The sequence below is a fragment of the Streptomyces sp. NPDC059875 genome (assembly GCF_042731085.1).
In the GTDB taxonomy this organism is placed as follows: domain Bacteria; phylum Actinomycetota; class Actinomycetes; order Streptomycetales; family Streptomycetaceae; genus Streptomyces.
Window position 1 is genome coordinate 371,182 of record NZ_JBHWJZ010000001.1, and the last position, 15,465, is coordinate 386,646.

The following is a 15,465-nucleotide window of genomic DNA, read 5'->3' on the forward strand; positions in this document are numbered from 1 at the left end:
CCTGGACTGCGCCGGTACGCTCCGTATTCTCTGCCCCACAGGGCTCAGGGGACGGGCCCGAGCGCCGGAGGGTGGTGGAGACGTGACGACAGCGAACCTCCCGCCACGCCCTGGGGGCGTAGGGGGACTCCCGGCGCCGGTCGGCAGGGAGGACCTGCTCTCCCGTCTCGAACGCGTCCTGCAGACCCGGGGCCGCGCCCTGCTCACCGGACCCGCTGGCGTCGGCAAGACCGAGGTCGCCCTGGCGGAGGCGCATCGCGCGGAGTCCCGCGGCGAGACCGTCCTGTGGCTGGCGACCCTACCGGCCGATCGCGACATCCCGGGCGCGGTGGCCGCCGCACTCGTGGCCTCCGTGGCCTCGACGGTGGCATGGCCGGGGGTGGCTGCCCCCGGTACGGTGCTCCCGCCCGGCGGATCGGCCGGCGGCGCCACCGCCTCCGGGATCTTCGACGGGCTGCCCGGGCCCCAGCGCACCGCCGTCGCCATGCTCTGCCGCGAGGCGCCGCTGCTCGACGGCGGCTGGGACCCGATCGCCCTGCGCCTCGGCATCGCCCGGATCCTGCGCGCCCTCACCGCCCGCGGCCCCGCCCTGCTCGTCGTCGACGGTGTGCAGCACATCGACGCGGACAGCGCCGACCTGCTGCGCTTCGCCCTGCATCTCGCCCCGGCCGCGCTGCGGGTCGTGGCCGTCGAGACCCCGGAGGCGTACGGCTCCGAGGACGTCCACGACACCCACCTGTGGGTGCCCTCGGAAGCCGACGTCCTGCTCGTGCCGCCGCTGCACGCCGACGAGATCGCCGCGCTGCTCATCCACCACCGGCTGCCGTCCCGGATGGCCGGCCGCATCCACAAGGCGAGCGGCGGAAACCCCCGCCTCGCACTCGCGGTGGGCCGCTCCCTGGCCGACGCGCGCACCCCCGTGCACCACGCCGAGGCGCTCACCCTGTCCGGGCGGGCCCGTGATCTGGCCCGGCAACTCCTCGGCACGGCGCCGCCCGACGTCCGCGAGACGCTGCTCTTCGCCGCGCTCGCGCTGCGCCCGACCGCGGCGCTGATACGCCGGGCCGGGCGGCCGAACGCGGAGGCGGACCTCGCGGCCGCCGAGCGCGCCGACCTGGTCTCGCTCGCCGAGGACGGCACGGTCGCCTTCACCGCCGGGCTGCTCCCCTCCACCCTGGTCCACGACGCCTGCTGGGCCGAGCGCAGCGCCGGGCACGCCGCGCTCGCCGGGGTCGTCGACGACTCCGTCGAGGCGGTGCGGCACCGGGCGCTGGCCACCGACATCCCCGACGAGGCCCTCGCCGCGGAGGTCGCCGCGGCCGCCGATCTCGCGCGGCGCCGCGGCAACAGCGCGCTCGCCGCCGAACTGGCCCTGCTCGCCGCCGAGTCGACGCCGGTGCAGCACGGGGCGCAGCGGATCGAGCGGCTCGTCGACGCCGCCGAGGAGGCCGCCCGTGCGGCCCGTGCCGACTTCGCGATGCGGGCGGCGACCGATCTGCTGGCCCGGGACGCGGCCCCGTCCGACCGGGTACGGGCCCGGCTCGCCGTCCTCGACACCGCGGGCCAGGGACTGACCGGGCTCGACGAGATGTACGTGCACGCCATGGAGGACTCCGAGGGCGACACCGCGCTGCGGGCGGGCGTGCTGCTCCGACTGGCCGTCAAGTACGTGCTGGCGGACGGCGATCCGCTGCGCTCGCGGGCCGCGGCCGTCGAATCCGCCGCGCTGGCCGCCTCGATGGGCGATCCCCGGACGGCCGCGCAGGCGCTGACCGTACAGGCGCGGATGGACCGGGCGCTCGGGGCCTCGGACGCGGAGTCCGTGCTCGCCCAGGCGCGTGGCCTCGAGATGGCCGAGCGCCCGCTCGGGATCCGCAACGCCGCCCAGATCCTGACGATCCGTCACGCGCTCTTCGACGACCGGCTGATCGACGCCCGCGACCAGGTGAACGCGCTGCTTCCGCTGGTGCAGCGGCGCGGTTCGGTCGAGGACACCATCGAACTGATCCACACCCTCGCGGCGATCGAGTCGCGGATCGGCGCGTGCCCGGCGGCGCTCGTCCACGCGGGCCAGTCCCTCGCGCTGACCCTCGAGGCGGGTCTCTCCCCCGGCCCCGCCTGGTACACGCTGGCGCTCGCGGAGACGTCCGGCGGCAGTTTCGGGCGGGCCGCGAGCTACGCCCGGCGCAGCGTCCAGGCGTCGGAGGAGGAGGGCGACCGGGTCTTCCTCTCCCGCAGCCTCTACGCGCTCGGCCGCGTCCAGCTGGTCAACGGGGACGTCGCCTCGGCCCTGGAGACCCTGCGACGGGTGCAGGCCAACGAGCGGGCCCAGTCGACCGTCGACCCGTCGATGCTGCGCTGGCACGAGGAGCTGGCCGAGGCGCTGCTCGCCAACGACGCGGCGCGGGAGGCGGCGGACCTGCTGGCCGAGGTGCGTCCGGTCGCGGAGCGCCTGGGCCGGACGACCGTGCTCCTGGGCTGCGACCGGGCGTACGCGCTGTATCTGGCCGCCTGCGGGAAGACCGACGAGGCGGCGGAGCTGCTCGCCCGCACCGCCGAGCGGTTCGCCGATGCCGGGCTGCCGCTGGAGCACGGCCGTGCGCTGATCGCACTGGCCCGGGTGGAGCGGCGGCGCCGTCGCCGGTCGGCGGCGCAGAGCGCGCTCCAGTCGGCGGCGGTCGTGTTCGAGCGTGCCGGGGCGACGCCCTGGCTTGCCCTGACGAGCGAGACACCGGCGGGCGAGGACGCCCTGCCGGCGCTCTCCTCTCTGACGGACGCGGAGCTGCGGCTGGCCCATCTGGTCGGCCAGGGTGCCAGCAACCAGGAGGCGGCGGCCAAGCTGTATCTCAGCGTGAAGACGGTCGAGGCCCGCCTCACCCGGATCTACCAGAAGCTGGACGTCCGCTCGCGGGCGCAGCTGGCGACCGCGCTGCGCGGCTGATCGCGGTTCGGCGGTCGAGCACGGTCACACGGTGAACGGCTTCTGGCGGAGGAACGCGGGCGCCGGGCTTCCCGTCGTGTACAGGTTCGGGCTCTGGGTGGCGGGCAGCCGGCTCTGGATCGCGCGGTGGAAGGGGCGGTAGCCGCCGCGGAAGGCGCCCTCGTCCCAGACCTCCAGCAGGGCTTCCGTGAAGGCGCCGTTGACCGCACCGTCGGAGGCGAACTGGTTGTCCTGGCAGCCCGAGATGAGGATCGCCCCGGGCTCCTGCGCCCCGCCGTCGGGGGACGCCTTCTTCAGGGAGCGCTGCAGCTCCTGGAAGAAGCCCTGGTCCCGCTCGAAGATCTGCTGCTGCTTCCATACGGGCATCAGCCGGACGCCGGTCTCGGGCGTCGCCGCGCCGGGCACCTCGATGGCGGTGCCACTGTGGCAGCAGTCGAGCAGGGCGAGGATCCGCACGCCGTCGGCGAAGCCGCGGAACTCCTGGTGCACCTCGTCGTCGAGGAACTGCCGGTCGTACAGCACGAGGGTCTCGTCGAGTTCGTCCGGTTCGTCGTCCGGCCCGGTGACGTCGGGGACCTGCCCGCCGTGACCCGAGTAGGTGAAGAGCAGGATGTCGTCGGGGGCGAGCTTTCCCGCCGCCTGGCGCAGCGCCGCGGTCACGTTCTCGACGGTGCACTCGGCGGTCAGCAGGACGGTGTCGGAGAAGCCCCGTGCGCGGGCGAGCCGGGCCATGTCGCGAGCATCGTTCTCGCAGGCCACGAGCTCGCCGTCCCAGCCGTCGTAACGGTCGGGGTCGACCTTGTTGAGTCCTACGTGGATGGACAGTCCGGCGGCCATGGGGTGCCTCCTTGGGAGTGAGGGAGGGAGGCTCCGGGGGCGGCTGATCGAGTGGCCTGCGGCCCGGCGCCGAGCGCGACCCTTCATGCGCGGTACCTACATCGTATGGAACAGACCGATCCCCCGTCCTCTCCACCGCCCCCGCGGGCGGGCGGGCCGCGCCGAGACTCGCTGGCCGACCGGGCCGGTTACGACGAGGCCTTCCTCGGCCCCGTCGTACCGCTGCCGCTGCCCGTCCGCGCCTCGGTGGAGACGGTGATCCTGCCGTACACCCACTTCAGCGTGGCCTTCCGGCCGGACCGGCGGCTCGCCGCCTCTACCGCGGTCTGCATCGAAGGCGGCCAACTGGCTGAGGACGTACCCCGGGACGACGTCTGGGAGTACGATCCGCGGCTGCCCGAGGAGCAGCAGGCCGGCAACGACATCTACCGGAACAACAGTCTCGACCGGGGGCATCTGGTGCGCCGGCTCGATCCGGTGTGGGGCACCGCGGCGGTGGCGGGACGCGCCAACACCGATACGTTCCACTACACGAACGCCGCCCCTCAGTCGGATGTGTTCAACCAGGGAAAGCAGATCTGGCAGGGCCTGGAGAACTACCTCCTCGACCACGCGGCCGAGTTCGACCGGAAGCTGACGGTGCTCACCGGGCCGGTGCTCCAGGACTCGGACCCGCCCTACCGCGGTGTGCAGGTGCCGCTGCGGTTCTGGAAGGTGGCCGCGTTCATGCAGGACGGGGCGCTGGCGGCGACCGCGTACGTCCTCGACCAGAGCCCCGACCTGAGCCGGGACGCCGAGCGCGCGCTCGCCGGGGCGAAGGCGGGCGCGCCGCCGCCTCTCGGCCCGTTCCGGACGTACCAGGTGCCGGTCTCGGACGTCGCGGAGATCACCGAGCTGGAGTTCGGGCCGCTGCCCGACGTCGATCTGATGCCGCCTTCGCGGGCGCCGGAGGATCGCTGGCGACGCCTGGAGTCGTACGACGACATCGCGATGCAGGGCTGAACCGGCCGTCGGCCGACCCCGCGGATCGCCCGTTTGCCACGGTCCCTGGCCGGTGAAACCATTGTCCTGACAGGTTTCAGTCAGTCAGTCAGTCCGTCCCAGGCTCCCCAGCGGGACGGCCGGGCAGGTGCGGTATGCCGCTCACCGAAACGGAATGGGGACTCGTCACCAGCTGGGTGCGGGAGTACCTCCTCGACACCCCCGATCCGCTCACCCGGCTCGAGCACAGCGGGCTCTCGCAGGATTTCGTGGCGGATCTCGTGCTCACCCCCGACCGCGACGAGAACGCGCGCCTGGTCGTGCGTGCGGCGCGCCGGGACATCGCCCACCAGCGCCGGCTGCTCGACGTGCTGGCCGGGCTCGACGGGCTCACGGGCGCGGGCAACGCCGAGGCGAGGATCCTGCTGACGCGGCTGCGGGAGGACGAGGCGGTGCTGCCCTCCGCGCGGGACCCCTTCCGCACGCTCGTCCTCGCGAACGGCACCGAGGTGTTCATCGACCGGGAGGGGCTGCGCGAGAAGCTCCGCGGTTTCGTCGCCGACCCGGAGCAGACGGTGCTGGTCGTGGACGGCGAGCCCGACAGCGGGCGCTCGTACTCGTACCGCCTCATCCGCCATCTCGGGCAGCACTGCGGCTTCCGTCCGGTACGGGTGACCCTCTCGCGCACCTCGACGGCCGCCCGCCTGGTGGAGCGCCTCGAGGACTTCGTGGCGGGTCCCGGAGTGGACCGGGCGCCGTTGAACCCCACACAGTTGAACGATCCACTGCCCGCGATCGACGACGCCGTGCACCGGATCGTCAGCCGGGCGACCGCTGCCGAGGACCGGTTCTGGCTGGTGCTCGACGAGTGCGACAAGCTCGATCCGAACGCGGACGTCTGGGACTGCATCGGCAAGCTGGCGCTCGCCATCTATGAGCACACCCCGGTACGGGAGGAGGCCGTGCCGCGGCTCGTCCTGCTCGGCTACTCGCCCACGATGCGCCAACTCCCCTACGACATACGCAAGAACGAGTGCCGGGACACGGCCCGTGTCGTCGGGGAGGACGATCTGCGGGAGTTCTTCCGGGAGTTCTTCACCCAGGAGCACGCCGCGTCGGACGGCGCAGCGGTGCCGGCGCTGGTGGAGGTGGCGGTGGCCGAGGTGCTGCGGGCGGTCGACGCCCCTGGTTCCACGGACAGTTACATGCGCCGGGTGTGCACAGCGGTGGAGGAGACGGTACGACTCTCCCGTTCCCTCGCACCGGGCGGCGACCTCACCGGAGTGCTCCAAGGGGCCGTGCGGGACACGGCCGGGGCGCCCCCGCCCGTGCTCCCCGAGCTCCGCACGGCCTACCGCGAAGCGGCCTGCCTCCTCGACGAGTTCGACCCCGCACGGCTGCGGCTGCCGGACGAGAGCCGGGCCACGGGGCGGGCCGCCCTCGCCCTCGTCGACGACTGCACGGCGCTGCCCCCGCACCCCTCCCCGTCCTGGGCCCTCAAGCCTGAGGTCCGGGAGCTGACCCTGAGCGGCCTCGCGGGCCCGGAGGCCGCCCGGCGCGCCCTGGCGGCCAACATCGAGCTCGTCCCGGAGGGGCCCGGCGCCGAGCGCACCGCGCTTCTTCTGCTGTCCGGCGCCGCTCCCGACCCCGGGCAGCAGGACGTGGCAGCGCTCGCGGACACGCTCCAGGCCGTGCTGTGGCTGAACCGGATCCCGGGCACGACCGGGCTGCCCGATGTCGCGGACGTCCAGCACCGCCTGGAACGGGCACGGCTGCTCCAGCCGCTGGAGCGGCTGATCAAGGGAACCTTCCACGGCCGGCAGCGCGAACTCGACTCCCTGCGCGCCTACACCGCCCTGCCGACCGAGCCGGCCGAGCCGCCGGTCCTCATCCACGGAGTGGGCGGCGTCGGCAAGAGCACCCTGCTCGCCAAGTTCCTCGTCGAGAGCCTGCGCGACACGCCCGACGGATTCCCCTTCGCCGCCATCGACTTCGAACGCCCGACGCTCTCCTTCCACGAACCCGCCACCGTGATCGCCGAGATCGCCCGCCAGCTCGGCATCCAGTACCCGCACCACCGCGCCGCGTTCGACGCCCTCGCCGACGAGTGCGAGGAGACCGCCGCCTCGCAGCGGGGTGAACGGAACCAGCTGGACGAGCTGTTCCAGCTCTCCGCCACCCGCGCGACCCTCGGCCGCGACTACTCCGCCGGGTTCCACGCCCGGGCCAGCGCCCGCGAGCAGGAGCTCGCCGGGAAGGTCGCCCAGCTCGTCGCCGAGGCGGTGCACCGCCCGGACGGCGGGATGGACCCTCCGCTGGTGATCGCCTTCGACTCCTTCGAGGAGGCCCAGTACCGCGGTTCGCCGGTTCTCTCCCGCATGTGGGCGATCTGGACCGCGCTGCGCGCCGCCTATCCACGGCTGCGGTACATCGTCGCGGGTCGTGCCCCCATCGACCACCCCGCCAGAGTGCTCACGCCCCGCACCATGGAACTCGGCGAACTGGACCAGCAGGCCGCCGTGGACCTGCTGATGTCCAACGGGGTGGAGGACGAGGTGATCGCCCGGGACCTCGCCGACCGGGTGGGAGGCCATCCGCTCAGCCTGAAGCTGGCGGCCCGGACGGCCGTGATCCTGGGCGCGCGGTCCGAGTCGCTCGGCGATCTCCTGACGAGCCTGCCCTCGCGCAGGCGCTGGTTCCACGACCAGGTCGACCAGATGCTCATCCAGGGCACGCTGTACGACCGCATCCTCAAGCACATCGCGGACGACGGGGTCCGCTCCCTGGTGCAGGCGGGGCTGGCCCTGCGGGTCATCACCCCGGAGCTGATCCAGGAGGTCCTCGCCGAGCCGGCCGGACTCGTCGTCGCCTCGCCGCAGGAGGCCCGCTCCCTGTTCGGGCGACTGTTCTCGCGGCTCGACCTGATCGAGTCGGCGGGGCCGCAGGCCGTCCGGCACCGGGCGGACCTGCGCTCGATCATGCTGCGGCTCTCCGACAGTGCGCGTACGGATCTGATGCGGGCCGTCGACCATCGCGCGGTGGAGTACTACTCCCTCCGCGAAGGGCCCGAGGCGCGCGCCGAGGAGATCTACCACCGACTGCGCCTCGGCCAGAACCCCCGTGCGGTGGAACGGCGTTGGCAGTCCGGCGTCGCCACACACCTGATCGGCGCCGACCGGGACATGCCCGGCCGTTCGGCCGCCTTCCTGCTCGGGAAGATCGGCGGACACGTACCGGACCGGATCATGGCCGAGGCCGACCAGGAGGACTGGGAGCGGATCGCCGCCCGCGAGGTCGAGGACCTGCTCACCCAGGGGTACGTGGAGGCCGCGGCGGAGCGGCTGGCCGAGCGCCGGCCGTGGACGCCGTGCAGCAGGCTGCACGGGCTCCTGGTGGAGACGCTCGCCAGGTCGGGGCGGGCCGCCGAGGCGCGGGAGACCGCCGAGCGGGCGGTGGACCGGGCGGGCGAGGCGGGGTGCTTGGAGATGCAGCTGGAACTGCTCCAGCTGTCGGCCCGGCTCGCCCAGGACGAGGGCGACTTCGCGGACGCCGACCGCGATCTGCAGGAGGCGGAGGACCTGGCGGCCGGGCTCGGCCTCACCCACGAGTCGATGGGTGTCCTGGTGGCCCGCTCGCGGCTGGCCGTGCTCTCCCACGAGGGCTCGGCCGAGACGGACGCCCGCCTCGCCGGCACCCTGCGCGCCATGCCGGACGAGGAGCTCGCCCGCCAGCCGGCCCTGGCACGCGCCGCGGCGGCCACGGCGTCCCGGGTCGATCCGCAGCTCCTCGAGCACACCCTGCGGCTCGTAGGGCTCCCCGCCGACGACGAGGGGGTGGTCGACGCCCTCGCCCGCTGGATCGAGACCGCCATGGCGGACGAGCCGCCCCTGCGCGAACCGCTGACGCGGCTCCTGGAGTCGGCGGCGGGGACAGCCCGGCCGGACCCCCCGCCGGGCGCCGTGGGCGCACCCGCGATGACGTACGCCGAGGTGGCGGAGGCCCTCGGGGAGGCGCGCAGCCGCGGCACGCTGGACAGCCTCGCCTGGCGGTCGCTCATGCTCCGCGACCGGAGCGGCGACCTGGTCGAGGGCGTGGCGGCCGCCATGGACGCGGGCTCCCCGGCACGCGGCCCCCTCACCGAACCGGGCACGGGCGGGGCGGGCACGGGGCTGTGGTCGCAACCGCCGCCGGACTCGGCGGAGGGAGCGGTGCGCAGCGAGCCGTACCTCTCCCCCGAGGACGTCGTACGGGTCCGCAACGCCGCCCTGGACGCGGGGCTCGCCGAGAACGCCGTCCGGCCGCTGCTCTTCGCGGGCACGACCGCCCACTTCCGCGCGAGTCTGCCGACGATGGACACGCCGCTGCGGCAGCTCCACTCCGACCTGCACACGATGAACCAGGTCGAGCGGCTGATCGACGGCACGGTGCCGCTGGAGGTCTGGCTGCGCAACGCCATCGCCCAGACCGTCGAGGCGGGCCCGGTCACCGTCCTGCAGCGCGCCCTCGACGACGTCGCGCGTGACGCCGCGGGAGAGCCGGACCTGCCGCCGGAGATGATGCCCGGCGAGACCAAGGAGGAGATCATCTTCCGGGACGACACCGTCCCCTTCGAGTTCCTGCACGGCGGCGTCCTGGCCGGTGCGTCGGTCGCCCGGCTGAAGGTCCCGCCGTACGAGTCCGGTCGGCCGCAGCAGCCCGCGTACCCGCATGCCGGGACCGGCTGGCTCATCGCCCCGGGGCTGCTGATCACCAACCACCACGTGGTGAACGCCCGTACGCGCTCGCCCGGGGCGCGTCCGCGGGTGGCCGAGGAGGATCTCCGGCTCCAGGTGGCGAACTCCCGTTCCCGCTTCGACTTCGGCGCCGACGAGACGGAGACCGAGGAGGTGACGGCGGGCGCGCTGGTCGCCTGGGACGAGGCGCTCGACTTCGCGGTCCTGCGGCTGTCGGCGGGGCTGCCGCCCCGGCCGGTGCTGCGGATCGCGACCGCGCCGCTGCTGCTGACCGGCACCGATCCGGTGGCGGTGAACATCATCCAGCACCCGGGCGGGCAGCCCAAGCGCGTGGCGCTGCGCAACAACCTCGTCTACCAGGCGGACGAGCGCGACGTCCGCTACTTCACCGACACCCGCAGCGGATCCTCCGGTTCACCGGTCTTCACCGACGACTGGACGGTGGTGGCGCTGCACCGCGGCACCCGCCGGATGGAGGAGGTCCACTTCCAGGGCAGGACGACGGCGTTCGTGAACGTCGGCACGCAGATGAGCCGGATCCTGGCCCATCTCGAGGAGAACAGCCCCGACGTGTACGAGGAGATCACAGGGGCGCAGTCGGCGCAGGCCCCGCAGGACCACGAGTGGGCCGCTTGACGTACTGAGGTGGAGGTGGCGGGAGATGCGGTACGGATCACCGGTCGCGACCGATCCCGAGCGGGTCTTCGACGACCTGCGGGGCGTCGCCGCACGGGTGCGCGGGCACCTGGAGGCGGAGATCTCCGAGTCGGTGGAGGATCTGCCGGCGGACGAGGCTCCGGCGGGCCAGATCTCCCGCTTCGCGCACGAGGAACGGTCCCGGGTCCTGGAGGCCGGCGTCGCCGGTCTGGAGAAGCTGGCCGGTGGCCGCGCGGACGAGATCGACGAGGACGAGTACTTCGGCGTGGAGGCGATCGTCCTCCTGGAGGGCAGGCCCGCGATCCTGGTGCAGGGTCAGGACTTCGCCACGCAGGAGGGCGACTGGGCCGTGCTCGACGCCGGCCGGGCGGCGATCCGCGAGTCGATCGCGCGCGTGGGCCGGGTCGAGGTGACCGGCCACCCGAGCCTGGACTGGGTCGGCACCGCGTTCCTGGTGGGGCCGGAGACGGTGATGACCAACCGGCACGTGGCCGTGGAGTTCAGCCGCACCGAAGCCGCCGGCTGGTCCTTCCAGCAGGGCATGTCCGCGCGCGTCGACCCGGGCGAGGAGCTGTCCGCGACGCCGGCGGCGGCCGCCGGCCCGCCCCCGTACGAGGTCACCGAGGTGATCGGCATCCACCCGGACGTCGACATGGCGCTGCTGCGGGTCGCCCCGCCCGACGGGGGCGCGCTGCCCACCCCGCTCGCGGTGGCCGCCGACGCGCCGGCGAGCCTGCCGGGCCGGCCGGTGTACGTGATCGGCTACCCCGCCTGGGACGGCCGCCGCAACGAACCCGAGTCGATGCGGCGGATCTTCATGGACGTCTACAACGTGAAGCGTCTGCAGCCGGGCACGGCGACCGAGTTCACCCCCGGTGGCCTGGTGATGAAGCACGACTGCTCGACCCTGGGCGGCAACAGCGGCTCCCCGGTCTTCGACCTGACGGACCACCGGGTGCTCGGTCTGCACTTCGGCGGCCGCTACCGGCTCGGCAACTTCGCCGTGCCGCTGTGGGATCTGGTCGACGATCCCCTGCTGGCTCGGGCGGAGGTCAACTGGGTCTGAGCGCCCCGTCGCGGCGGACGTGGCGCCCGGTTCGGTTCAGTGCAGGTCGGCCCGTGGCACGGGAGTGTCCTCGAGGAATCCGCCCGACTGGTGCTGCCACAGCTTCGCGTACGCGCCGTCCACGGCGAGCAGCTCCTGGTGCGTGCCCTGTTCGACGATCCGTCCGCGATCGAGGACCACGAGCTGGTCCATGGTGGCGACCGTGCTCAGCCGGTGCGCCACCACGAGCGCCGTCCGCCCGTCCATCAGCCGCCAGAGCGCGTCCTGGACGAGGATCTCGCTCTCGGAGTCCAGGGCGCTGGTCGCCTCGTCGAGCAGGAGGATCGGAGCGTCGCGCAGGATCGCCCTGGCGAGGGCGACCCGCTGGCGCTGTCCGCCGGAGAGCTTCACCCCGCGCTCGCCCACCATGGTGTCGAAGCCGTCCGGAAGGGCGTCGGCGAACTCCGTGACGTGCGCCGCCTCGGCCGCGCGGCGGATCTCGGCGTCGGTGGCGTCCGGTCGGGCGAAGGCGATGTTGTCCCGCAGCGTGCGGTGGAACATCGCCGGATCCTGCGGCACGTAGGCGATCAGGCTGCGCAGGTCGGCCTGGCACAGCTTGCTGATGTCCTGCCCCCCGATCATGATCCGTCCGGCGTCGATGTCCGTCATCCGCAGCAGCAGCCGGGTGAGCGTGGTCTTGCCCCCGCCGGACCTGCCGACGAGACCGAGCTTCGCCCCGCTGGGCACGGCCAGGTCGAGGCCGTCGAAGAGCGGCTTGCCGCCCCCGTGGGCGAAGGTCACCTGCTCGAAGCGCACGTCGGCGGCCTGGGACCGCAGCGGCTCCGGGGCCACCGGGTCGAGCACGGTGGCCGGTTCCAGCAGCAGTTCGGTGAACTGCGCGGCCTCCGTCATCGAGCTCTCCAGGCGCCGGTAGATCTGGTTGAACTCGAACATGATCCGCGTCGCGCTGGCGTAGTAGGTGAAGGCGACGATGACCGCCTCCACGCCGTGCTGTCCCGCGCCGAGCGCGACGGCGAGCAGCAGACCCAGCACGTTGGTGAGCACGGACATCGGCGCGACCAGTGTGTCGATGCGCAGGTTGCCGTAGTCCCACGAGCGCAGCGTGAGCCGCCGCGACTCCGCGACCCGCGACCGGTGCTCGGCGGCCTCGCGCTTCTCGGCGGCGAAGGCCCGGACGGTGTCCATGTTCATGAGGCTGTCGGCGACGTGGCCGGACACCCGGGCGATCGCCTCTTCGCGCTGGGCGACGAGCGCCTGGCGACGGCGGATCAGGGGTGTCACGCAGAACCCGGTGAACGTGATCATCGTCAGGAGCCCGATCACGAGGAGCGGGTCGTACTGCCACAGCACCACGGAGGCGAACAGGAGCGGCACGAAGCTGCCCATGACCGAGAAGGTCAGCGTGTCGACGAACTCCTCGAAGCGGGAGGCGAAGCTCAGGACCCGCTTGGTCAGCGACCCGGCGAAGTTGTCGTGGAAGAACGCGGCGTCCTTGGCGAACAGTTCGTCCATGCCGATCACGTACAGCTGCTCGATGCCCCGCGCGTCGAGGCGGTTGAGGCAGTGCAGTCCGATGCGCCACAGCAACTCCGCGAGCAGCAGCGCACCGGCGAAGCCGAGGACGTACGGCAGCGTGGAGCCGATGTCGGTACCGGCGCCGTCCCCGGCGATCCGTCCGACGAGCTTCGCGACGATCAAGGGCGCGATGTAGTTGATGCCGATGTTGCCCAGCGCCGGGAGCAGCATCGCGGGCACCGTCAGCCGGCGGAGCCGGGCCAACTCCCGTCCGTAGTAACGCAGCGCGAGGAGCACCGGGCCCTTTCCCGGCGAACCTTTGCGCGATTCAGGCATTCCCATCCCAACCCTGCTTTGTCGGACCAGTAGGACAGGGTTGGAAGTGTCCCGTGGCTGCGCCCGCGCCGTCCAAGCGTTTTTCGCTACACCAGGGTTGCGGGCGTCGGGCCGTCGGGGCGGACGGTGATGCTGTACGCGGCCTTGGCCGGCGTGGAGTGGAAGCGCGGGACGTGGGTGGGCAGGAGGTGCTCGAGCAGGACGGTCGACTCCCGGAGAGCGAACTGCAGGCCCAGGCAGGCCCGGGGTCCGATGCCGAACGGGAGGTAGCTCCCCGGGTGCGTGGGGCGCCGTCCGGGCGTGGTGAAGCGCCCCGGATCGAACTGCCCGGGGTTCTCCCAGAGCCCCGGGTCCCGGTGCGTGAGGTAGGGGCACACCAGGACGTCGGTGCCGGCCTCGATCTCGTAGCCGACGAGGGTGTCGTCCTCCGCCGCACAGCGCGGCAGTATCCAGGCGGACGGGTAGAGGCGCAGCGTCTCGTGGACCAGCGCCTGGACGGCCTGCCGCCGTTCGGGTGAACCCTCGCCGCCCGCGGCGAGGGCCTGCTCCCGCGCCTGAGGGTTGCGGTCCAACAGGAGGTGGAGCCAGGTGAGGGTGGTGGCGGTGGTCTCGTGACCGGCGACCAGCAGGGTGACCAGCTCGTCGCGGATCAGCCGATCGGTGTACTCGGGGCGCGTTCCGGCCGCGTCGAGCAGGACGTGCAACAGGCCCGGGCCGTCGGGCCCGACCGCGCCGTCACGGGCGGCGGCGATGGCTTTGTTCGCCACGGCGTCGATCCTGGCCAGGTCGGCGGCGACGGCGCCTTGGGCGGCGGTGACGTCGGCGGGCAGGCTGGGCAGGGCGGCCACCACGGCGGGCACGGCGGCCAGTTCGCGCTCCGTGTCGGCGTCGAGGGGGTGTCCGGTCAGGGACCGCCAGATGGTGTCCAGGCCGAAGCGACGCATCTCGTCGCCGACGTCGAGGACCTGCCCGGCGCGGGCGTACGCGTCCCAGCGCGCCGCGGCGGTCCTGGCGGCCGCGCCGATCCGCTGCTCGTAGCGGCGCATGCCTCGGCCGGTGAACTGGGACTGCAGCAGCCGCCGTTGCCGCTGCCACGCCTCTCCCGTCGCGGCCAGGACGCCGTCGCCGATCAGCAGTCGCGCGCGGTGCGAGCGCTTCACGTACCGGTCGGGGTGGAGCGCGAGCACGTGCTGCACGGCCAGGGGGTCGGCGACCAGGACGGTGGGGTGCGGACCGAGCCGGAACGCGGCGACGCCGCCGAGCCGTTCGTGCGCCTGGGCGAAGAGGTCGACGAGTTCCCCTCCCCCGGCCTGCCACTGCCCGACGAGGGCGGGTTCCAGTTCGGGGACGGAGCCTGGGCGGGCGGTGGTGGCCACGGGGCTGCTCCTGTTCGGCGGCTGTACGTCGTCACGGACCGGTGCGGGGCGGGTGGACATCACGCACTGTAGGGGAGCGGGCGCGATGGGCGACAGACCACCTCGCCCGCTCTCCGTCAGACGCGTCCGAGGCGTCAGACGCGGTCGGCCGCGATCAGGAGGTACTGGAAGGAGCCGTCCTTGTACGAGTTGATGAACGCCTCTTCGATGCCGGTGACCAGCGACGACGTGGCCCGCAGCTCCCAGTAGGGGAGGGTCGCGGCCGTCAGGTCGACGACGGCCTGCGGGACGAGACGGTTGTCGGCCATGGCGCGCAGGTACTCCCGGCGGGAGTGGATGTTGCACTCGAAGTGCGCGTTGATCTGGGAGACCCACTTCGAGGGCTGTCCGTAGCGCGGGTTCCAGCAGCCGGTGATGGTCACGTAGCGGCCGCCGACCGCGAGGACGCGGGAGTGCTCGGCGAAGAGGTCCTGCAGGTCGACGTACATGCTCGACTCGTTGTTCCACGAGCCCGCGGCCTGCCCCGTCTCGAAGGGCGTGTCGAGCATGTTGCACACCTGGGCGCGGACGTGGTCGTCGATGCCGAGTTCGTGGGCGCGCCGGTTCGCGAAATCGGCCTGCTTGGCCGAGAGGGTGACGCCCTCCACCTTGCAGCCGAATCGCTGGTGGGCCATGACCATCGAACCGCCTCGGCCGCAGCCGGCGTCCACGAGCGTGTCGTCACGCCCGATCGAGCCGAGGTGGTCCAGGAGGACCTCGGCCTGCGCCGACTCCAGGCGGTGGAGCTCGGTGATCAGCTTCTTCTCGTACTCGCTGTCCTCGGTGTCCCCGAGGGCGGCGTGGTCGACGTCACCGATGCCGTAGTGGTGGTGGTACAGGCCGTCGACGTCACCGAGACGCAGGTTCACGGGCCTGGCCTCGTCGTTCCAGTAACGGGCGATGTCTCCCTGGTACGGCGTCGCCGGTGCGGGGACGAACGCGGAGGTGCCGTTGACGGTGGGGAGCTCGGTGTTGGTCACAGAT

The 15,465-nt window shown here is 72.9% G+C and carries 8 protein-coding genes; 4 read left to right on the plus strand and 4 right to left on the minus strand.

What is annotated here, in order from left to right; translation table 11 throughout:
• The first annotated feature begins 82 nt into the window (after positions 1-82).
• Positions 83-2,941, plus strand: coding sequence for an AAA family ATPase (locus ACFV9D_RS01475; RefSeq protein WP_385139134.1), 2,859 nt, complete (start codon positions 83-85; stop codon positions 2,939-2,941).
• A 24-nt stretch (positions 2,942-2,965) separates the two neighbouring features.
• Here the strand turns inward: ACFV9D_RS01475 and ACFV9D_RS01480 are convergent, their stop codons facing one another.
• Complete coding sequence (locus tag ACFV9D_RS01480; protein ID WP_385139137.1) at positions 2,966-3,778, minus strand: caspase domain-containing protein; 813 nt, start codon at positions 3,776-3,778, stop codon at positions 2,966-2,968.
• Between the two features lie 105 nt (positions 3,779-3,883).
• Here ACFV9D_RS01480 and ACFV9D_RS01485 point away from each other — a divergent pair, with 105 nt between their 5' ends.
• The 3 genes from ACFV9D_RS01485 (at position 3,884) to ACFV9D_RS01495 (ending at position 11,215) form a co-directional block, all read left to right on the plus strand.
• Positions 3,884-4,780, plus strand: coding sequence for a DNA/RNA non-specific endonuclease (locus ACFV9D_RS01485; protein ID WP_385139140.1), 897 nt, complete (start codon positions 3,884-3,886; stop codon positions 4,778-4,780).
• Positions 4,781-4,914: 134 nt separating this feature from the next.
• Positions 4,915-10,128, plus strand: a complete 5,214-nt coding sequence (locus ACFV9D_RS01490; protein WP_385139143.1) for a trypsin-like peptidase domain-containing protein — start codon at positions 4,915-4,917, stop codon at positions 10,126-10,128.
• A gap of 25 nt (positions 10,129-10,153) precedes the next feature.
• Positions 10,154-11,215, plus strand: coding sequence for a trypsin-like serine peptidase (locus tag ACFV9D_RS01495; protein ID WP_385139147.1), 1,062 nt, complete (start codon positions 10,154-10,156; stop codon positions 11,213-11,215).
• 36 nt (positions 11,216-11,251) lie between these two features.
• On the opposite strand, the gene ACFV9D_RS01500 is transcribed toward ACFV9D_RS01495, so the two are convergent.
• From ACFV9D_RS01500 to ACFV9D_RS01510, 3 genes are all read right to left on the minus strand, one after another.
• Positions 11,252-13,072 (minus strand): ABC transporter ATP-binding protein, encoded by a 1,821-nt coding sequence (locus ACFV9D_RS01500; RefSeq protein ID WP_385139149.1) that lies wholly within the window; start codon positions 13,070-13,072, stop codon positions 11,252-11,254.
• Between the two features lie 80 nt (positions 13,073-13,152).
• A complete protein-coding gene (locus tag ACFV9D_RS01505; protein WP_385139153.1) occupies positions 13,153-14,442 on the minus strand; it encodes a cytochrome P450 in 1,290 nt (429 codons plus the stop codon).
• A 134-nt stretch (positions 14,443-14,576) separates the two neighbouring features.
• Positions 14,577-15,461: a geranyl diphosphate 2-C-methyltransferase gene (locus ACFV9D_RS01510; RefSeq protein ID WP_385139155.1), complete on the minus strand. Its 885-nt coding sequence runs from the start codon at positions 15,459-15,461 to the stop codon at positions 14,577-14,579.
• Between the last annotated feature and the right edge of the window lie 4 nt (positions 15,462-15,465).